Genomic DNA, 20581 nt, shown 5'->3' with positions numbered 1-20581 from the left:
TCGCGTCACCCCTGAAGGAGCACATTGTGCAGATTCACCCGCTTACCGATCAGCTCAGTGTCGCCACGCAGATCGATACCGACGACATCGCTGCACTAGCCGCACAGGGCTTTCGCAGCATCATCAACAATCGTCCCGATGGCGAGATCGACGGGCAGCCGACTGGCGCCGAGTTGGAAGCGGTGGCGCGGCGGGCGGGTCTCGAATATAGGCATGTTCCGGTCATTTCCGGTCAGCTGCAGGAAGCGCAGGTGCAGGCCTTTGCCGCGGCACTGAAAGAACTGCCCGAGCCGGTGCTGGCGTTCTGCCGTACCGGTACGCGCTCGACCACGTTATGGGCATTGCAGGCCGAGGGTCCGGTCGATGCCATTCTCGAGACCGCGCGCGCGGCGGGCTACGATCTTACGGCGTGGCGCTCGCGCCTGTCCGCAGGTGCGGGTGAGCGGGGGCGATGAGTGATCTGGTTACCTTGGCCGACCTGCTGGCGATCGCCTGCGGCTCGCTGGTCGGTTTCTCGCTGGCGTTGATCGGCGGCGGCGGCTCGATCCTGGCGACTCCGCTGCTGCTGTATGTGGTCGGCGTGCGCGATCCGCATCTGGCGATCGGCACCAGTGCAGTGGCCGTCGCGATCAACGCGTTCGCGAATCTGATCCCGCACGCGCGTGCCGGCCATGTGCGCTGGAAAGCGGCCTTCATGTTCGCCACGACCGGCGTGATGGGTGCGCTGGTCGGCTCGACCCTCGGCAAGCTGGTCGACGGCCAGCGCCTGCTGGTGCTGTTCGCGTTGCTGATGCTGGTGGTGGCTGCGCTGATGTTGCGCGGCCGTCGTGGCGGTGGCGTCGACCGTTATCCGTTGCCGCAGATGTTTCCACGGCTGGCCGCGGTGGGCTTCGGCGCGGGCAGCCTGTCCGGTTTCTTCGGCATCGGCGGCGGTTTTCTGATCGTGCCGGGACTGATGTTCGCCAGCGGCATGGCGATCATCGAGGCGATCGGCACCTCGCTGTTTTCGGTGGGCGCGTTCGCCACTACCACCGCGCTCAATTACGCCGTGTCCGGTCTGATCGATTGGCGTGCGGCAGTCGGCTTCATCGCCGGCGGCATCCTGGGTGGCTGGCTCGGCGCGCTGGGTGCGCACCGACTGGCGAAGACGCGCGGTGCACTGCACGGGATCTTTGCGCTGGCGATCATCGCCGTCGCGGTGTACATGCTGATCAGGAATCTGCGCGGATGATCTACGTGCTGTTGAGCGTCGCATGCAGCGTGCTGGTGTCGGTGCTGCTGAAGCTGGCACGGCGTTTCGAGATCGACGTGGGCCAGGCGATCGCCTGGAATTACGTGGTTGCCGGTGCGCTCACTGCGCTGATGCTGCAGCCGTCGCTGGCGACGCTGCGCGAACCCGGCGCACCGTGGTTGGCGCTGATCGGGCTGGGCGTGCTGCTGCCGACGATCTTTCTGGCGCTGGCCGCGTCGGTGCGGCATGCCGGTATCGTGCGCAGCGATGCGGCGCAACGGCTGTCGCTGCTGCTCTCGTTGCTGGCAGCGTTCGTGCTGTTCGGCGAGCAGCTCACCGAACTTAAGGCGTTCGGTATCGCGCTCGGCCTGCTTGCCCTGCTATGCATGGTCTGGCGTAGCGTCCAGGGCACGGCGGAACGTGGCGTCGCCGGCTGGCTGTATCCGCTGCTGGTGTTCGGTGGCTTCGGCGTGATCGACATCCTGTTCAAGCGCGTGGCGCTGGCCGGGGTGCCGCTGGGTGCATCGCTGCAGGCGATGTTCGCGCTGGCCTTGCTGGTCGCGTTCGCGTTGCAGCTGTGGCGTCGCCTGCAAGGGCGCACCCGCTTCACCGCGCACAGTGCGCTGGCGGGCGTCGCGCTGGGGCTGGCCAACTTCGGCAACATCCTGTTCTACCTGCGTGGCCATCAGGCGTTGCCGCAACATCCTGCGCTGGTGTTTGCGAGCATGAATATCGGCGTGGTGGCGCTGGGTGCGCTGGTCGGCATGCTGGTGTTTCGCGAGCGACTCAGCCAGCTGAACCTGGCTGGCGTGGCGCTGGCGCTGCTGGCGATCGTGCTGATCGCCACCGCCTAGCAGGTTGTTGAAAACAGCCTGCTAATGCGATCCACGGATGGATCGCTCGCGAATCAATCATCCAAATGATTGATTCGTCGGAGCCGAGTCCGGGCATGAACCGGACTCGGCGAGTTGGAGAAGGGCAGCACAGCCCTTTTCCAACAATCGGCTAAATCCCGGTGGCAGTGACTTCCGGTAGATGAAACGGCATCGCATCGGTGCCTAAGCTGCAGCACTGCTGGCGCGGCCGCGCCGTGGCCACCAAGGATCATCCCATGCGCAAACTCCCACTCGCCGCGATGCTTGCCGCGTTGCTGCTCAGTACCGCCGCGGTCGCGGCCGACAAGAAGGACGACAAGGCCAGCCCCGACAGCAAACCCGACGCGATGCTGGTGCAGCCGCAGACCTCCAGCAGCGAGGGTTCGGTGTCGGTCGAGGGCCACCGCATCGACTACAAGGCGGTGGCCGGCACCCTGGTCCTGCACGGCAGCGGCGACAAGGAGAACGAGCCGCAGGTGAGCATGTTCTATGTCGCCTATTTCAAGAAGGGCGCCGAGGCGACCAGGCGGCCGGTCACCTTCATCTACAACGGCGGCCCCGGTTCGGCGACCGTGTGGCTGCATATGGGCGCGTTTGGACCCAGGCGCGTGGTGACCAGTGACGACAGCCACACGCCGGCGGCGCCGTATGGTCTGGTCAACAACGATTACAGCCTGCTCGATGCTTCCGACGTGGTATTCATCGATGCACCCGGCGCCGGCTTCAGCCGCCTGATCGCGGATGACGCGGACAAGGGCAAGCGCGACGAGCAGATGAAGGATCGCAAGAAGGCGATCTACGGCGTCGATGGCGATGGTCACGCCTTTGCCCAGTTCATCACCCAGTTCCTGTCTAGGTACGGACGCTGGAATTCGCCGAAGTACCTGTTCGGCGAAAGCTACGGCACCACCCGCTCGGCGGTGCTGGCGAACATTCTGGAGAACGAGAACAGCGTCGATCTGAACGGCGTGATCCTGCTTTCGCAGATCCTCAATTTCGACACCAGCATCGACGGACCGGAATTCAATCCAGGTGTTGACCTGCCGTACGAACTGGCGTTGCCCACGTTCGCCGCCACCGCGTTTTATCACCACAAGCTGCCGCAGCAGCCGGCGGAGCTGGAGCCGTTCCTCAAGGAAGTGGAGCAGTACGCGACCGGCGATTACACGCAGGCGCTGATGGCCGGTTCGCGGCTGAGCGATGCGCAGAAGCAGGCCGTGGCGGAGAAGTTGCACCAATACACCGGCTTGTCGGTGGCCTATTTGCTGAAGGCGAACCTGCGTGTGAGCGGCGGCATGTTCGAGCATGAACTGCAGACCTCCGATGACATCACCACCGGTCGGCTGGACAGTCGCTTTGCGGGACCGTCGATCGATCCGTTGAGCAAGGGTTCCGACTACGACCCGCAGTCGTCGGCGATCAGCTCGGCCTATATCGCGGCGTTCAACGACTACGTGCGGCGCGACCTGAAGTTCGGCGACGGCCAGCAGTACCGCGAGTTCGCCGATATCGACCACTGGGATTTCTCGCACAAGGCGCCGGGTGTGCAGGGCGAGGCGTTGCAGTCATCGACCAACGTGATGCCCGACCTGGCCACGGCGATGAAGACCAATCCGAATCTCAAGGTCTATTTGAATGGTGGCTATTACGACCTGGCCACGCCGTTCTTCGCCGCCGACTACGAGATGCACCACATGCCGATTCCGGCCAGTCTCGAGGGCAACATCAGCTACTCGTGGTATCCGTCGGGGCACATGGTGTATGCGCACGAGGCGTCGCTGAAGCAGCTGCACGACAACGTCGCCCGCTTCATCGGGCAGACCGACAACGTCAAACACTAAGGTGGGCTTTGCCGCCCGGGCGCTCAGCGCTTGGGCGGCGCGCTATGCCGCGGCGCGGTCGAACCGCGCACCACCAGTTCCGGGCTGAAGCCTTCGTTGGTGCTGCTGAGGGGCTCGCCGTTGGCTTCGCGCTGCAGGTCGCCGATCAACCGTTGCGCGGCGTGCCGCGCGATTTCCTCGGTGGCCTGGCGTGCGGTGGTCAGTGCCGGCCACGACTGTTTGGAGAACGGACTGTCCTCGAAGCCGGCGATCGACAAGTCGTACGGCACGTTGATGCCATCGGAGTGTGCTGCCGCCAGCACGCCGGCGGCGATCTCGTCGTTCGAGCCGAAGATCGCGCTGGGCCGGTCCTTCAAAGCCAGCAATTTGCGTGCGCCGCGGAAACCATCGTCGAAGGTGAAGTCGCCCGGCACGATCAGCTTGCGGTCGAGCGCGATGCCGTAGTCCTTCAGCGCATCCTCGTAGCCTTGGTAACGCTCCACGCTGGAGCGGTGTTCGCTGCCGCCCCACAGGAAGCCGATGCGCTGGTGGCCGAGCTGGATCAGGTGTTCGGTGATCGCGTAGGCGGCGTCGCGATCGTCCACATACACACACGGCGAACCGTCCTGCGGGTCCTGGCGCGCCGAGATGATCCGGATGAACGGGATTTTCGCCTCACCCAGCGCATGGATCAGCGCCGGCTGTTCGGACATCGGCGGTGCCAGCACCAGTCCGGCCAGGCGCGAGCGACGTACCAGCTCGCACAACTCGTCGGCCAGTTTCGGCGAAGACGAATCGCAGGGATGGATCTGCAGGCCGAAGCCGCTGCTGCGGCACACCGACAGCACGCCGCGCTGCAGGTTGATGATGTAGTGCGCGTTCGGGTTGTCGTAGACCAGCCCCAGCGCATACGCGCGGGTGCTGCGCAGGCTGCGCGCGGAAGGGTCGGGGTGGTAGCCGAGCGCATCGATCTCGCGCTGCACCTTCTCGCGCGTGCGGGCATGCACCGAAGGCTCGTTGTTGATCACGCGCGAGACGGTCTTCAGCGAGACGCCTGCGCGTTCGGCTACATCCTTGATGGTGGCGCTACGCACCCGCTGAACCTCGTGCATCGTGATGTAAGGCGCCGTCGCACCATCGCGTCGACCACGTCGCGCAGGAGTGCGCGGCATGCGCATGCATCCTAACTTATGGCCATGCCCGGCGCGAAGCGCGATTCATGCGCCGGACGCCTGGCCGGCGCGGTGGCCGACCAGTCCGTAGTACAGGATGTACAGGTAGCACGGCACCATCAACAGCGCGAAGGCGAGCTGGAAGTCGATGTGCTGTTTCAGGTGCACGAACAACTGCGGCACCACCGCACCGCCGGCGATGCCCATGATCAGCAGCGCCGAACCGCGTTCGGTGTGGCTGCCCAGCCCCTTGATTGCCAGCGGAAAAATCGCCGGCCACATCATCGCGTTGGCGAAACCCAGCGCGGCCACGAACAGCACCGAGCTGTATCCGCTGGTGGCAAACGCGCCGAGAGTAAACAACACGCCGAGCACGGCAGAGACCGCCAGATAGCGCTGCTGCGAGATGAAACGCGGAATCAGCAGCAGCCCGGCCACGTAGCCGAGCAGCATCGCGCCCAGCGTGAACGAGGTGAAGAAGCGCGTCTGTTCCAGCGGCAGGTGGAAGCTGGCGCCGTAGGTGCCGATCGCGTCGCCGGCCATCACTTCGACACCGACGTACAGGAACAGGCACAGCACGCCCAGCCACAGATGCGGAAAGCTGAAGATGCTGCCGTCCTTGTGGCCGATCGCCCGCTCGCTGTTCGCGCCGGCGGGCTTGATCTCCGGCAGCGACGAGCGCGCGATCCAGATCGCCAGCAGCACCAGCAACCCGGCCATCACCATGTACGGAAGATGCACCTTGCCGGCAAAGGCGTTGAGCAGGGCCTCGCGCGCTTCCGGCGTCGGTGCCGATTCGACCTGCTGGCCGAAGGTGCTGATGCCGCTGAGTACCAGCGCGCCGAAGGCGAATGGTGCGATCGCACCGGCCAGTTTGTTGCAGATGCCCATGAAGGCGATGCGCTGGGCCGCGCTGTCGATCGGGCCGAGAATGCTGATGTACGGATTGGAGGCAGTCTGCAGCAGCGACAGTCCAGCACCGATCACGAACAATCCGGTCAGCGCGCCCGGATACATCCGCATGGTGGTGAACTGGCCAAACAGCACAGCGCCGATCGCCATCACGAACAGGCCGAGCGCCATGCCTTTCTTCATGCCGGTGCGACGCAATACGGCCGACGACGGCAGCGCCAGAAAGAAGTACGACAGGTAGAACGCCATCGGCACCAGAAACGCATTCACGTCATCGAGAGTGAAGGCCAGCTTGACGAAGGTGATCAGCGGCCCGTTGAGCCAGGTGACGAAGCCGAAGATGAAAAACAGCAGGCCGATGATCAGCATCGGGCCCAGGTTGGTGCGTTCGGACGGTGCCGCCGCCAGCGTGGTTGCCATGGTCTTTTCTCCCCGGAGTCCGACCGTACCGCACCGGTCGAATGACCGGGACAGACGGGAATGTCTCTTTAATCGCCGGAAAGTGCAACGTTGTCAATTCATCGCGGGTCGAGGACACCTGTCTGACGCCTTGCTTGGGCCATCCATACGGCCATATCGGGGCGCTTGTGCGGCACTGCGACACACCGCTCATGAATCGCAATAATCTTCTGAATAGCGCCGTATATAGCCAATAATGACCGTCGCTAAGGTGATCTCTCAGAGTGTCACGACAGTTATGTTGCGGCGCCATATCGAATGTTCGAAAAATTGTCGCGAACCCAGTTGACAACGTTGTCATTTCGACAGCAGACTCCGCCGGAATCAGGCCAAGACCGAATCGACGGCGAGTCATTGCCGCACCGAACAGGCGAAGCCGGCCACCGGGAGAGTGGAGTGGGGGAAGTCGCCAACCAGCGTCATGCAGCGGAACCGTCGACGACGGCGCTCGCCGCTGCGTCGGGTTCCAGCGCAGCGTTTCTGGCCGCCGATGTCGGCGGCACGCATGCACGCATCGGCCTGGTCGTGCGCAACACGGTCGGCAAGCGTCCGGTCAGCGTGCTGCACTATCACCGCTACAGCTGCGCCGACTGGAGCAGCCTCACCGCGATGCTGCAGGACTTTGTCGCACAACTGGCCGGCACGCCGCACGCGGCGTTGCAGGGCCAGCTCCGTCATTGCGCGGTGGCGTGCGCCGGTTACGTGCTGGACGACGCGATCATCAACGAGAACCTGCCGTGGCCGGTGTCGATCCGCGACATCCGCGACGGTCTCGGCATCAGCCAGCTGGCGATGATCAACGATTTCGAGGCGGTCGCCTACGCCACCCAGTTCATCGAGGTCGCCGAGACGCGATCGATCATCGAGGCCACCCAGTCAGCCGTGAGTGGTCCGGTGCTGGTGATGGGCCCGGGTACCGGACTGGGCTCGGCGGTACTGCTGCCGCGACAGCCGCGGGCGCAGGTACTGGCCACCGAGGCCGGGCAGATTTCGCTGGCGCCGGGCAACGAGCGCGAGATCGAGATCCTGCGCCTGTTCCGCCGTGATCGACCGCACGTGTCGTTCGAGGATGCACTGTCCGGTCCCGGCCTGCTCAAGCTCTATCGCGCGCTGTGCGAATTGCGCGCCAGCCCGGCACGACTGCTGACGCCGGCCGAGATCACCGGCGCCGCACTGGCCGGCAGTGACGCGGCAGCGGTGGAATCGCTGGAAGTGTTCTGCGGCCTGCTCGGCAGCTTCGTCGGCGACCTGGTGCTGCTGTACGGCGCCCGCGGCGGCGTCTATCTGGCCGGCGGCATCCTGCCGCAGATCCAGCCGTTCCTGCTGGCCAGCAGCTTCAGCGAACGCTACTTCAACAAGGGCGTGATGCGCGCCTATCTGCAACAGGTTCCGGTACGACTGATCGAGCACGGCCAGCTTGGTGTCATTGGCGCCGCAGGCTGGTTTCTGGATGAGCGGCAGGGAGAGTGAGATGACTGCCATCCAGTGACACGGCGCCAAGCCAGCCACAACACAAGTCCATGACCGCGCCACGCCGGTCCTGATTTCGAGCCAGCCTCTGAGGGGAGGACATCATGAATTACCGCAAGACACTACTAGCCGCGAGCATCATCACCAGTCTGTGCGTCTCCGGCGCGATCTATGCGCAGGACAACACCCAGGACGGCACCAGCCAGACCCAGCAGAATGAAGCCAAGGCAAAAGCCAAGGATGCCAAGACGCTGGGCACGGTCATGGTCACCGGCATCCGCGCCAGCCAGCAGTTGTCGCTGGACACCAAGAAAGAGTCCGTCTCGCACGTCGAGGTGGTGTCCGCCGAGGACATCGGCAAGCTGCCCGCCAAGAACGTGGCCGATACCATCGCGCAGTTGCCAGGTGTGAACATCGCCGACGCGGCCGGTGCCGAAGGCGGTTTCGACGAGGCCGATCGTGCCAGCATCCGCGGCAGCGCGCCCTCGCTCACCCTGACCACGCTCAACGGTCACACGGTCGCCTCGGGCGACTGGTTCATCACCGGCGGCGGCGGCAGCCGCAGCGTCAGCTATGCCATGTTCCCGTCGGAAATGGTCAGCCAGGTGGTGGTGCACAAGGGTTCCGAGGCCAGCCTGCTGGAAGGCGGCGCTGCCGGTTCGATCGACATCATCACCCGCAAGCCGCTGGAATTCGCCAAGCCGTTTTCTGCCGAGGCCAGTGTGGGCGGCGTGTACGCCGACCTGCCGGGCGATACCAAGCCGCAGTTCAGCGGGCTGGTCAACTGGAAGAACAGCGACAACAGCTTCGGCGTGATGCTGCAGGGCTTCTATGAAGACCGCGAGCTGCAGCGCAATGGCCAGGAAATGCTCGGCTATTCGTACATTCCGACCGGCTCGGCGCTGGCCACCCAACTGGGCCTCGGTGCGGCCCGGCCCGGCAGCGCCAGCACCGGCGTGTTCTATCCCAACCTGCCCGGCGCCGCGCTGTTTACTCAAGAGCGCAAGCGCAAGGGCGCTTCGATCGACCTCGAGTGGAAGGCGCTCGACAACCTGACCTTCAACCTCGATGGCTTCTATTCCAAGATGGACGCCACCGATTACAACCGCAACTACATGCTGCGCCTGCGCGACAAGCTGCCGGGCGACACGCTGTCCAGCTACACCCTCAACGGCAACGTGCTCACCGGTGCGGTGGCGCAAGGGCAGTCCGGCGTGTCGCAAGGCATCTACGACATGATCTCGCGTCCGGGCGAGAGCGAATCCAGCGCGTACGTCACGCTGGACGCGGACTGGAAGGTCACCCAAAACCTCAACTTCAAGTTCCAGGGCGGCTTCACCCGCGGCACCGGCAACACGCCGACCCAGAACATCATGGAGATGGATACGGGTTTCGGCCAAGGCGCCAGCTACGCCATGAATGGTTTGGGCAAGCCGCTGAACTGGACGCTGGGCGGTAACAACAGCAGCTTCGATCCATCCACGACCGGCCTTGACTGGATCTTCGGCGATCAGGACGTCCACGTGGTCGACAAGGAGCGCTGGTTCCAGGCCGACGGCGAGTTCGACTTCGACGATGCCGGTCCACTGTCCTCGCTGCAGTTCGGCGCACGCTACGCAAAGCACACGCACGACAGCCCGACGGCCGTTGCACAAGGCCCCAACTGGGCCTCGAACGTGCAGTTCGGTACGGGTTCCACCATTTACCCGGCCAGTGGCGGCAACTATCCCGGCAGTTTCGCGGGTGATCTTGGTGTGGGCCAGATGCCGTCCGGCATCTGGTACTGGACGCCCGCCCAGCTGGCGCAAATGAACGCGCTGTACGCGAACCGCAAGGTAACCAACGACCCCGGAACCTCGCGTTTCTATCCGAACGACATTTACGCCATGTCGGAGAAGAACAGCGCCGTTTATCTGCAGGTCAATTTCGCCGGCGATCGCTGGAGCGGCAATGCCGGCCTGCGTTACGTCGGCACCAACGAGAACATCGGCTACACCAGCCCGACGATCCAGGAAGCCAGTTACGCCCAAGGCACGCCGCCATCAGCGTTCTATCCGAGCGGCTGGTACTGGAACTACTACAACCATCACTACGGCAAGGTGCTGCCGAGCTTCAACCTCAAGTTCAATCTGAACGACGATGGCAGCCTGCTGGCGCGCTTCGCCGCATCGCAGACGCTCACGCGCCAGGACTATGGCCAGCTGGCGGGCTTCCTGTCCTTGAATGACCCACAGAGCCCGACCGGCGAGGGTTCCGGCAGCGGCCCGAATCCGCGACTGAAGCCGATCCTTTCCACCAACTTCGACGCGTCGCTGGAGTGGTACTACTCGGAGCGTGGCCTGTTGTCGGCCAGCGTGTACGCGATGGACCTGAACAACTACTACGACTACGGCACCACCACCGGCACGTATCTCAACAACTACCTGACCTACGGCGGCAGCACCACCTACCCCAACCCCTCGCACACGCCGGTCTACAGCAATTACCTGGTCAGCATCCCGGTCAACGTCAACGGCAATCTGAAGGGCGTGGAGCTTAACTGGGTGCAGCCGATCGGCGAGCACTTCGGCACGTCGGTCAACTACACCTACAGCAACGGCCACTCGGCGGGCGGCACTTACCTCTACAACGCCGACGGTACGCAGGGTACCGGTGTATCCGCGGGCAACCGTCCGCTGTTCGGTACCTCGAAGAATACGGCCAACCTGTCCGCCTTCTTCGAGGACAAGCACTGGAACGCGCGCATCAACTACACGTACCGCTCCTCGTTTTACGACGGCATGATGCCGGTGACGACCGGTTCGCTCGGCAACACCATGCCGCTGCTGCCGTACTACCAGGCGGGCACGGGCTACCTGTCGTTCTCGGCCGGCTACAAGCTCAACGACAACGTGAGCTTCTCGTTCGACGCGATGAACCTCAACAACCCGACGCTGCGCTACTACGCGGTCGGTTCCCAGGCCGGTCTCGGCTTCGGCAAGGTGCCCGAAGCGTTCTACACGAACGGTCGCCAGTACTACTTCAACGTGAACTTCAAGCTCTGAGCCGCACTCTCCCCAAGGACCTGGCACCTTTGCCAGGTCCGCTTTTTTCCGGTGGAAGCTGGCGGAAAGAGCGCGGGGAAAATCCACCTGGCTTGCTATCCACTGCGATGTCGGCTCCGCCGGCATCGCAGTTTTTGCTTGAATGCCCGCAGGCGCTGTCTGCTGGAAGCGTATTGGCGCACCATGAACAGCAAGCCGAACCACGGGCGGAAGCGGAGGGAGAAACATGAGTGAATCTGCCGGCGCGACACCCGCGCCTGCCGCGATCGAGGAGTACCGTCCTGTCGACGGCCGGCCATTCAGTCTGGATGACGTGGTCGGACACGATCGACCGCTGGTGATTCGTGGCCTCGTGCGCGACTGGCCGATCGTGAAGCTCGCCCTGCAATCGGACACGGCGTTCGCGCAGCGCCTGGCGGAACTGGACAACGGCACCGACGTCAGCACCTTGATGGTGGCGCCGGAAGCCGACGGCATGATCGGCTACGCGCCCGAGCTGGACGGCTTCAGCTACCAGCATTTCAAGGTGCCGGTGACGCTTGGTCTGCAACGGCTGGCCAAGTACAGCCGGCGCGACGATGCGCCCGGCATGGTGATCCAGAGCGCACGCATCCGTGAATGCCTGCCGGGGTTTCTGGCAGACCATGCGTTGCCGCTGCTGCCCGGTGTGGAGCCGCGCATCTGGATCGGCAACCGGGTCACCACGCCCACCCATTTCGATTCCATGCACAACATCGCTTGCGTGGTATGCGGTGTGCGCCGCTTCACGCTGTTCCCGCCGGACCAGTTGCCGAACCTCTACATCGGCCCGCTGGACTACGCGCCGACCGGCGCCGCGATCAGCATGGCCCGGCTGGATCAGCCGCACGATCCACGTTTCCCGCGCCTGCAACAGGCGCTCGCAGTGGCGCAAGTGGCCGAGTTGCATCCGGGCGATGCGATCTACATGCCGCCGTTGTGGTGGCACAACGTGGAATCGCTGCAAGATCTCAACGCGCTGGTGAACTACTGGTGGAGTCCGGTGGATGTGGATGGCTACCACACCGGTCACGCCAAGGCCGCGCTGTACCACTGCCTGCTCGCGTTCCGGGCGCTGCCGCCGGCGGAACGAGTCCACTGGCGCAACCTGCTGAACCACTACGTGTTCGGCGATGAGGAATCCCTCGCGCACATCCCCGAGCAACGCCGTGGCGTGCTTGGTCCGTTGACGCCCGAATGCATCGAACTGCTGAAGCAGGGTGCACGCAACCATCTTTGAGCGTGCCATGCCCGGGCGACAGTGACCGCGCACGATCACCACCTATATTTCCAACGCACGCTTTCCAACCCGGGAGTCTTGATGAAAATCGCCGGTTTCGCCTTCAGCATCGTCGCCCTGCTAGGCGCAGCCCATGCGGCCACGCCGTCGTTGTTGCCGATGCCGGCGCACATCCAGGTCGCCAGCGGCAGCATGCCGGTCAACGAAGGCACGCCGATCGTGGTGCTTGCGCACGATGCCGCCACGCGGCAGACCGCGCAGTACCTCGTCGACCTGCTGGCACGCACGCGCGGGCTGCATCTGAAAGTGAAAGTGGGTGCGGCGCCGCATGGCGCTATCGTGTTGTCGCGCGAAGCCGACGCGCCGGTGACGCACGCGGAAGGCTATGCGCTGGACGTCACATCCGATGGCATCCACATCGCCGCACGCGATGATGCGGGTCTGTTCTACGGCGCGGTGACGCTGTGGCAACTGCTCACGCCGGATGCGCAACATGGCGCGGTGCAGGTACCGGCGGTGCAGATCCGCGACCAGCCACGTTTCACCTGGCGTGGTCTGATGCTCGATTCGGCGCGGCACTTCCAGTCGGTCGCCGAGATCGAGCAGCTGCTGAACCAGATGGCCGAGCACAAGCTCAACGTGTTCCATTGGCACCTCACCGATGACCAGGGTTGGCGCATCCAGATCAAGCGCTATCCCGAGCTCACGCGCATCGGCGCATGGCGCACGCCGCCGGATGCCGGGCACGATGGCGAGCCGCAGCGTTACGGCGGTTTCTATACGCAGGATCAGATTCGCCACATCGTCGCTTACGCCACCGAGCGGCACATCATGGTGGTGCCGGAGATCGACATGCCCGGTCACGCGCAGGCCGTGGTGGCGGCGTATCCGCAGTTCGGCGTCACCGGCCAGCGTCCGCCCGTGTCGGTCGACTGGGGTGTCAATCCGTATCTGTACAACGTCGACGACGCCACCTTCCAGTTCATCACCAACGTGCTCGACGAGGTGATGGCGCTGTTCCCGTCGAAGTACATCCACGTCGGCGGCGACGAGGCGGTCAAGGACCAGTGGCAGGCCTCACCCGCGGTGCAGGCGAAGATGCACGCGCTGGGGTTGAAGAACGAGGACGCACTGCAGGGTTGGTTCATCGGCCGCATCGGCAGTTATCTGGAAAAGCATGGCCGTCGACTGGTCGGCTGGGACGAGATCCTCGAGGGTGGCAATGCGCCGGCCGATGCCACGGTGATGTCGTGGCGCGGCACCAAGGGCGCCATCACTGCGGCGCAGGACGGCCACGACGTGGTGCTGTCGCCCGCGCCTCAGCTGTATTTCGACCAGCTGCAGAGCGACAGTTCCGACGAGACCGCCGGCCGCATTCCGGTGCAGGACCTGGCCAGTGTTTATGCTTTCGAGCCGGTACCGAAGGAGCTTGACGCGAGCCAGGCGAAGTTCGTGCTGGGCGCGCAGGCGAACGCATGGACTGAGCACATGCCGACGATGAAACACGTCGAGCACGCGGTGTTCCCGCGGCTGGATGCGCTCAGCGAAGTCGACTGGTCGCCGGCGGCGGCGCGCAACTGGGCCAGCTTCACCGCGCGCCTGCCCGCGCAGTTCGCGCGCTACCGCACACAGGGCATCAACTATGCGGACAGCGCGTTCGCGGCGGACATCACGCTCGATCGCATCCAGGCGCTGGCCACCGGTCGCGCCACCGTGACCCTGGCCAACCAGGTCGGTGCCGGCACGCTGCGCTACACCCTGGACGGCAGCGCACCCGACGCGCAATCGCCGGCCTATCAGGAACCGTTCGAAGTGACCTTGCCGGTGACCGTGCGCGCCGCCACTTTCGCCGACGACGGCAGCGTGCTGGCTGCGGCACGTGAACGTGTGCTCGACCGTGCGCAGCTGCTCGGCTTCAGCGGCAACGCGCTGCCCAACTGCCCCGGCAGCGATTTCCGCCTGCGCGTGCAGCCGCTGCCGGACGCGACCTCGCTGACACCGGTCTACAGCATCAACGTGTTCAACAGCTGCCAGGTGATGCCCGCCACCCTGCTCGACGGCGTCGACGCGATCCATGTCGGGGCGGTACGGCTGGAGCGCAATTTCGCGTTGGCGCACGAACAGAAGCTGGTGGTGTCGCGCCCGCACGACACGCCGTTCGGCGAACTGACCGTGCACAAGGACGACTGCAACGGCGCGGTGCTGGCCAGCATGCCGCTGCCCGATCCCGCGCGCGCCGCCCGCCGTTTCGCGCTGGACGCGACCTTCCCTGTACAGCAAGGCGAGCATGCGCTGTGCCTGATCTACACCGCGCCCATCGATGGACCGCTGTACGCGATCGACCGCCTGTCGCTGCACCCGGACCAAGCTGCGCGATGAATGCACTGCGCCGGCTCGCCTCGCTCGACGCGTTGCGCGGCTGCACCGTGGCGGCGATGCTGCTGGTCAATGATCCGGGTGACTGGGATCACGTCTACTGGCCGCTCGATCACGCGACGTGGAACGATTGCACGCCGACCGACCTGGTGTTTCCGTTCTTCCTGTTCGTGGTCGGCGTGTCGGTGGCGTTGGCGATGCTGCCGCGGCTGGAGCAGGGCGCCGATCGCGCCGCACTGACGCGCACTGCGTTGAAACGTGCGGTGCGCATCGTCGGCCTCGGTGTGCTGATCAACGTGCTGGCGTGGTGGTGGATGCCCGGCACACACCTGCGCTTTCCCGGTGTGCTGCAGCGAATCGGCGTGTGTTACGCAGGCGTCGCTCTGTTCGCGCTCTATACCAAGCCACGCATGCAATGGGGCGTGATCGCGGCATTGCTGCTCGGCTACTGGGCGCTGCTGTGCTCCGGCGGATCGCTGGAACCATGGACGAATATCGTCAGCCGTACCGACACCGCCGTGTTCGGTCGTTTCGTCTACCTGATCGATCCAGTGAGCGGGCGCGGCCACGATCCGGAAGGCCTGCTCAGCACGCTGCCGTCGCTGGCGACTGCCTTGCTCGGCCTGCGCGCTGGTTGCTGGTTGCGCGCGGGCAAACTCCGAGCGCTGCTGATCGGCGCGGTGCTGGCGCTGCTGCTGGGTGTGCTGTGGTCGCTGTGGCTGCCGTTCAACAAGAACCTGTGGACGCCGTCGTTCGTCATGTGGACGGCGGGCTGGGCCATGCTGGCGCTGCTGGCTTTTCACCTGCTGATCGATCGACGCGGCTGGCCGGCATGGGGGCGGCGCTTCGGGGTCAATGCGATCGCCGCCTATGCCGGCTCCGAGCTGATGCAGATCCTGTTGCCGGGGCTGGGGCAGGAGTGGCTGTATCAACATCTGTTTGTGGGCTGGATGACACCGTCGTTCGGTCCCTACATTCCATCGCTGGCTTTCGCGGTGATGTTCGTGGCGGTGTGGTGGCTGATCGTGTGGGCGATGGATCGCCGGCAGGTCTATCTCAAGCTCTGATGCTCAGCGCCGCCCACGCAGCGCCTTGATGAACATCACCATCGCGAGCACGCCCAGCACGAAACCGATGCCGGCACCCCACAGTCCGCCGGTCGCTCCGGCCAGCAGATAGCCGACGCCGAAACCCAGCGGAAACAACAGCAACAGCGGCAAGCATCCCATCCGTCGATCCTTCAGCGCGCTGCGGCCAGTGCATCCGGCAGCGAGGGTGGATAGCGCAACAAGGCGTGCTTCGCCAGCTGGGTGTCGGCGGTGGACAGCTCGATCAGCGGTGTGAGCTTGCCGCCGATCAGCGCGGCGATCGCCGCGCCGTCGCGATACAGCACGCGTGAACCGGCCAGTGCCGGCACCTTGTCGCCGACCAGTACGGTGCCGACCAGGTTCAGCGGATCGCAGCCGCTGAGGCAGACCAGCTCGCCGTCGTCGGCGCGCTGGCGCACCGCGCGCAGCGGCGCGATCGCTTCGGGCAGAGCGAATTGTTCGCCGACCAGGCCCTCGACGAAGCGCCCGCCGCGGATCTCGCCGCGCGCCTCCAGCCGGTGATAGACGCGCAGCAGTTCGCGCCACGACGGCAGCCATGGCGCCTCGCGTTCCAGCAGCTTCCAGAACACCACGCCGTAACGGCGCAGCAGGGTGCGGGCGATGTGCTCGATCGCATCAGGGTCAAGAGCTTCACCCCCTCCCAACCTCCCCCTGCGCGCAGGGGGAGGAGCAACAGCCGCTGCGGTGCTTGAACTCCCTCCCCTGCTTGCAGGGGAGGGTTGGGGAGGGGTGCTCTTTGCCAGCGACCAGCGACCGGCGTCCTCGATGCCGTTCAACTGATGCCGACGCAGGCGCCGATGCCGGCCGCCGTCGCGCTTCGCCGCCGGCAGCAGCAGCGCGCGCAGACCGGCGAAGCTGTCGGCGCTGACCCGGCCGGCGGCGACCAGTTCGCCCAGCGCGTCCTCCAGTTCGGTGCGCAGCAGTCGGGTAGCATCCAGCAGCTCGTCGAAAAACAGTGCGCCTTGCTCGCGCAGTGCATCGGCCACGGCCTGCGCGCGCGATGACAACAGAATTTCCTGCGGATCGTCGCCTGCAGAAACAGACGTCCAGACGGCCATGTCGCGCCGCGGCAGCAGCACGATCGGGGTGCTTCGCACCGGCCCGCTACCACCGCCGCTGCTAGTGCGCAGGCGCGCCCAGCTGATTCGACCGGCACGGCACAGTTCATCCAACCAGCTGATCGAGTAATCGTCGATGCGCGCCGGCAGCAATTCGGTTTCCCAAGCGCCGGCCGCTGCTTCGTAGCCTTCCAGCTGGGCCAACGTGGCGCCCAGCGCATCCGGCCCGCTCAGCCGGGTCGCCGCCGACACATGCTGCCAGTCGAACAGGAAGCGCATCAGCGCGCGCCGGCTGACCGGTTCGATCTCGCGGCGCAGGCGGCCGATGGTGTAGCGATGGATGCGCGCCAGCAGATGCCGTTCGCACCATTCGGTGTCGGTCGCATCGGCGGTGAAGCGGCCCTGCATCACATAGCCTTCGGACTGCAGCCGGGTCAGCGCGGTTTCGATCTCGCCGGACCCGACCGACATCGACCGGGCCAACGACGCCACGGTGACCGGACCAAGGCCACCGAGGCGATGGCGCACCAGTTCCAGCAGTGCATCTTCGCGCGTCCACATTTGCGCGGCGTACTCGGCGGGCGCGGCGATCGGTGGTTGCATCGGTGCGGCGGGATGCAGCGCCTGCCATAGCGGCAACTTCTCGGCGGATGTCCAGACTGCCGTGTCGACAACCAGACGAGTGGCGCGTTTCGCCTTGGTCAGCGCCTGCAGTCGTTCGCTCCAACCGGGATGGGCGATGACCTCATCGTCGGTGACGAAACCCAGCAGCGTCAGCGCCTCGTGCATCTCATCGGCGTCGCGCACTTGCGGCCAGGCTTCCTCGCGTACGGCGGCGATCGCATCGGGGTCGAGCCGGCCGAGGTCGTCGGCATTGTCGGCCTCGTTCCAGCGGCGCGTCTGCACGGCCTGGGTGCGACGTTCCTCCAGCGGCGCATCGTCGAGGAATGCATAGGGTGCGGCGTTCAGTACTTCGGCGGCGAGCGGACTGGGCGCGGTGAGGTCGCGCGCCACGATGGCGATCTCGCCACTTTCGAGTTTGCGCAAGATCGCCAGCAGCCCATCGACATCCATCGCCTCGCGCAGGCAGTCGTGCATGGTCTGGTTGACCAGTGGGTGATCCGGCACCTCGCGCTCGCCCACGATGTTTTCCAGGCACGCGACCTGATCGGGGAACACCGCGGCGAGCAGGTCCTCGCTCTTCATCCGCTGCAGCGGCGGCGGCGTCTTCTTGCCGCCGGTGAAGCGCGGCAGCGCCAGCGCGGTCACCGCATTCCAGCGCCAGCGTGCGGGAAATAGCGGCGCATCGAGCAGGGCCTGCACAAGCACGTGTTCGGCGGTGTTGGAGTGCAGGTAGTGCGCGACTTCCTCCAGCGGAAAACTGTGGCTGGTCGACAGCGACAGCACGATCGCATCCTCGGTCGCCGCCGCCTGCAGCTCGAAGTTGAACTGGCGGCAGAAGCGTTTGCGCAGCGCCAGCCCCCACGCGCGGTTGATGCGGCTGCCCCACGGCGTGTGGATCACCAGCTGGGTGCCGCCGGATTCGTCGAAGAAGCGCTCCAGCACCAGCGTGTGCTGGCTCGGCAGCACGCCGAGCGCGGCCTTCGCGCGGGCCAGATAATCGGCCAGCTGTTGCGCGGCGGCTTCGTCCAGGCCGAGTTGATCACGCAGCCATGCAATTGCTGCCGGCACGCCACCGGCATCCAGTTGTCCGGAGATTTCGTCGCGCAGGCGCGACACGCCGAACGACAGCTCGTTGCTGCGCCCCGGCGCCTCGCCCAGCCAGAACGGAATGCTCGGCGGTGCACCGTGCGCGTCCTCCACGCGCAGACGGTCACGCTCGACGCGCTGGATCCGATAACTGGTGTTGCCGAGCTGGAAGATGTCGCCAACCATGCTCTCGACCGCGAAATCCTCGTTCACCGTGCCGACGATGATCGCCTGCGGCTCCAGCACCACCTTGTAGTCGGCGGTGTCGGGAATGGTGCCGCCGGAAGTCAGCGCGGTGAGCCGCGCACCACGGCGTGCGCGCAACTGGCCGTGCACTGCGTCGCGATGGATATACGCCGCGCGCGCACCGCGGCGGGTGGTGAAACCCTCGGCCAGCATGCGCACCACCGCGTCGAACTCGCGGCGCGCGAGATCGCGGTACGGATGCGCGCGGCGTACCAGCGCGTACAACGCATCTTCGTTCCATTCCGCGCAGGCGACTTCGGCGACGATCTGCTGGGCCAGAACGTCGAGCGGTTGTGGCGGCAGGATCAATGCATCCAGTTCGCCGCGACGCACGCAGTCGAGCAGGGCGGTGCATTCGATCAGGTCGTCGCGGGTGGCCGGGAACAGCCGCGCTTTTGGCGTACCGTCGATGCTGTGACCGGAGCGGCCGGCGCGCTGCAGGAACGCGGAGATCGAGCGCGGCGAGCCGAGCTGGCAGACCAGGTCGACTTCGCCGATGTCGATGCCCAGCTCCAGCGACGCGGTCGCCACCAGCACCGACAGCTCGCCGCGCTTGAGCCGTTGCTCGGCATCCAACCGCTGCTCTTTGGCCAGACTGCCGTGATGCGCGGCGACGTACTCCTTGCCGAGCCGCTCGGACAGATGGCGTGCCGCACGTTCGGCCATCCGCCGTGTGTTGACGAAGACCAGGGTGGTGCGATGCGTCTGCACCAGCTGGGCGAGGCGGTTGTAGACCAGCTCCCAGCAGTCGTTCGACATCACCGCTTCGAGTGGCACCGGGGGTACTTCAATGGCGAGGTCGCGGGGGCGGGTGTGGCCCGTATTTATGATGGTGACGTCGCTTCTCGCGTTCGCATCCACTCCCCTTGCGGGTGCGGATTGAGGAGAGCGGCGGGTGCTAGCGGGAATATCACCAATGGCCATCGCTTCGTTTGAACTCCGCCGCGACCCTGTCCCCTCTCCCCAGCCCTCTCCCGCAAGGGGAGAGGGGGTCGTGCCGGCACCGACCAGGAAGTCGGCGATCGTTTCTATGGGCTTCTGCGTTGCCGACAACCCGATCCGCAGCAATCGCCGTTGGCATAGCGACTCCAGCCGCTCCAGCGACAGCGCCAGGTGCGAGCCGCGCTTGCTGCCGGCGATCGCGTGGATTTCGTCGACGATCACCGTGCGCGTACCGGCCAGCATCGCGCGGCCGGAGTCCGAGCCGAGCAGCACGTACAGCGACTCCGGCGTGGTCACCAGGATGTGCGGTGGCTGTCTGCGTAGCAGGTTGCGTTCCACTTGCGGTGTGTCGCCGGTGCGCACCGCGGTACGGATCGCCACGTCGGGCAGGCCGAGTTTCTCGAGCTCCGCGCGGATGCCTTCCAGTGGCGCTTCCAGATTGATGTGGATGTCGTTCGACAAGGCCTTCAGCGGCGACACGTAGACCACCGTGGTGGCATCGGCCAGCACGCCGCCGTGCGCCACGCCTTCGCGCACCAGCGCGTCGATCGCGGCGAGAAAGGCAGTCAGTGTCTTGCCCGAGCCGGTCGGCGCGGCGACCAGGGTGTGATTGCCGGCGCGGATCGACGGCCACGCGGCGGCCTGCGCCGCGGTGGGCGCGGGGAAGGCGTGGCGAAACCAGGCGGCAACAGCCGGGTGGAAATCGTCCAGCGGACAGGAATCCAGACGCATCGGTGATTGCCCGTGCGGCGGCAGGGAAGAGGTCTCCGGATCATATATGGGGCTTTTCTCAGATCCTGCAATCAGTCATGGAATCCGCCGCAGATGGCGGTGCAAGCGCCGTTGCGGCATGTCAATATTCACGCTCGGCCGACGCAGGTCAGGGGCCCCGTGGGGGA

The 20581-nt window shown here is 65.4% G+C and carries 13 protein-coding genes; 9 read left to right on the top strand and 4 right to left on the bottom strand.

Annotated features, from left to right (window positions below):
* Window positions 1-26: 26 nt before the first annotated feature.
* The 4 genes from IE071_RS12565 to IE071_RS12550 all read left to right on the top strand — a co-directional run bounded on the left by IE071_RS12565 (window position 27) and on the right by IE071_RS12550 (window position 3947).
* Window positions 27-455, top strand: a complete 429-nt coding sequence (locus tag IE071_RS12565; RefSeq protein WP_189441517.1) for a protein tyrosine phosphatase family protein — start codon at window positions 27-29, stop codon at window positions 453-455.
* Window positions 452-1231 carry a sulfite exporter TauE/SafE family protein gene (locus tag IE071_RS12560; RefSeq protein WP_189441516.1) on the top strand — a complete coding sequence of 260 codons (780 nt, stop codon included), beginning with the start codon at window positions 452-454 and terminating at the stop codon, window positions 1229-1231. The genes IE071_RS12565 and IE071_RS12560 overlap by 4 nt, the downstream gene beginning before the upstream one ends.
* Window positions 1228-2085, top strand: coding sequence for an EamA family transporter (locus IE071_RS12555; RefSeq protein ID WP_189441515.1), 858 nt, complete (start codon window positions 1228-1230; stop codon window positions 2083-2085). The genes IE071_RS12560 and IE071_RS12555 overlap by 4 nt, the downstream gene beginning before the upstream one ends.
* Window positions 2086-2342: 257 nt before the next feature.
* Window positions 2343-3947 carry a S10 family peptidase gene (locus tag IE071_RS12550; protein WP_189441514.1) on the top strand — a complete coding sequence of 535 codons (1605 nt, stop codon included), beginning with the start codon at window positions 2343-2345 and terminating at the stop codon, window positions 3945-3947.
* Window positions 3948-3970: 23 nt separating this feature from the next.
* Here IE071_RS12550 and IE071_RS12545 read toward each other — a convergent pair whose 3' ends face one another.
* Window positions 3971-5020 (bottom strand): LacI family DNA-binding transcriptional regulator, encoded by a 1050-nt coding sequence (locus IE071_RS12545; protein WP_189441841.1) that lies wholly within the window; start codon window positions 5018-5020, stop codon window positions 3971-3973.
* A 123-nt stretch (window positions 5021-5143) separates the two neighbouring features.
* Complete coding sequence (locus IE071_RS12540; protein WP_189441513.1) at window positions 5144-6430, bottom strand: sugar MFS transporter; 1287 nt, start codon at window positions 6428-6430, stop codon at window positions 5144-5146.
* Between the two features lie 435 nt (window positions 6431-6865).
* On the opposite strand from IE071_RS12540, the gene glk reads away from it, so the two are divergent.
* From glk to IE071_RS12515, 5 genes are all read left to right on the top strand, one after another.
* Window positions 6866-7939, top strand: coding sequence for a glucokinase (gene glk, locus IE071_RS12535; RefSeq protein ID WP_189441512.1), 1074 nt, complete (start codon window positions 6866-6868; stop codon window positions 7937-7939).
* 104 nt (window positions 7940-8043) lie between these two features.
* Complete coding sequence (locus tag IE071_RS12530) at window positions 8044-10983, top strand: TonB-dependent receptor (RefSeq protein ID WP_189441511.1); 2940 nt, start codon at window positions 8044-8046, stop codon at window positions 10981-10983.
* Between the two features lie 226 nt (window positions 10984-11209).
* Window positions 11210-12241: a cupin-like domain-containing protein gene (locus tag IE071_RS12525; protein WP_189441510.1), complete on the top strand. Its 1032-nt coding sequence runs from the start codon at window positions 11210-11212 to the stop codon at window positions 12239-12241.
* Between the two features lie 81 nt (window positions 12242-12322).
* Window positions 12323-14620, top strand: a complete 2298-nt coding sequence (locus IE071_RS12520) for a beta-N-acetylhexosaminidase (RefSeq protein WP_189441509.1) — start codon at window positions 12323-12325, stop codon at window positions 14618-14620.
* On the top strand, window positions 14617-15684 hold the full coding sequence (locus IE071_RS12515; protein WP_229792890.1) for an acyltransferase family protein: 1068 nt from the start codon (window positions 14617-14619) through the stop codon (window positions 15682-15684). Before IE071_RS12520 ends, IE071_RS12515 begins: the two co-directional genes overlap by 4 nt.
* A gap of 3 nt (window positions 15685-15687) precedes the next feature.
* On the opposite strand, the gene IE071_RS12510 is transcribed toward IE071_RS12515, so the two are convergent.
* Both IE071_RS12510 and IE071_RS12505 read right to left on the bottom strand, forming a co-directional pair.
* Window positions 15688-15846 (bottom strand): hypothetical protein, encoded by a 159-nt coding sequence (locus IE071_RS12510; protein ID WP_189441508.1) that lies wholly within the window; start codon window positions 15844-15846, stop codon window positions 15688-15690.
* An 11-nt stretch (window positions 15847-15857) separates the two neighbouring features.
* The gene (locus tag IE071_RS12505) at window positions 15858-20414 is read right to left on the bottom strand and encodes a DEAD/DEAH box helicase (protein ID WP_189441507.1); all 4557 of its coding nucleotides are present in this window, start codon (window positions 20412-20414) and stop codon (window positions 15858-15860) included.
* Between the last annotated feature and the right edge of the window lie 167 nt (window positions 20415-20581).

This window comes from Rhodanobacter panaciterrae, from assembly GCF_014651895.1.
Taxonomy (GTDB): Bacteria; Pseudomonadota; Gammaproteobacteria; order Xanthomonadales; family Rhodanobacteraceae; genus Rhodanobacter; species Rhodanobacter panaciterrae.
This window is presented reverse-complemented; position numbering and strand designations above follow the sequence as displayed.

Coding starts and splice junctions, on each gene's coding strand:
- IE071_RS12550 (WP_189441514.1), top strand. CDS start 2,343: ATGCGCAAACTCCCACTCGCCGCGATGCTTGCCGCGTTGCTGCTCAGT.
- IE071_RS12525 (WP_189441510.1), top strand. CDS start 11,210: ATGAGTGAATCTGCCGGCGCGACACCCGCGCCTGCCGCGATCGAGGAG.
- IE071_RS12515 (WP_229792890.1), top strand. CDS start 14,617: ATGAATGCACTGCGCCGGCTCGCCTCGCTCGACGCGTTGCGCGGCTGC.
- IE071_RS12530 (WP_189441511.1), top strand. CDS start 8,044: ATGAATTACCGCAAGACACTACTAGCCGCGAGCATCATCACCAGTCTG.
- IE071_RS12560 (WP_189441516.1), top strand. CDS start 452: ATGAGTGATCTGGTTACCTTGGCCGACCTGCTGGCGATCGCCTGCGGC.
- IE071_RS12520 (WP_189441509.1), top strand. CDS start 12,323: ATGAAAATCGCCGGTTTCGCCTTCAGCATCGTCGCCCTGCTAGGCGCA.
- IE071_RS12505 (WP_189441507.1), bottom strand. CDS start 20,414: ATGCGTCTGGATTCCTGTCCGCTGGACGATTTCCACCCGGCTGTTGCC.
- IE071_RS12540 (WP_189441513.1), bottom strand. CDS start 6,430: ATGGCAACCACGCTGGCGGCGGCACCGTCCGAACGCACCAACCTGGGC.
- IE071_RS12555 (WP_189441515.1), top strand. CDS start 1,228: ATGATCTACGTGCTGTTGAGCGTCGCATGCAGCGTGCTGGTGTCGGTG.
- IE071_RS12510 (WP_189441508.1), bottom strand. CDS start 15,846: ATGGGATGCTTGCCGCTGTTGCTGTTGTTTCCGCTGGGTTTCGGCGTC.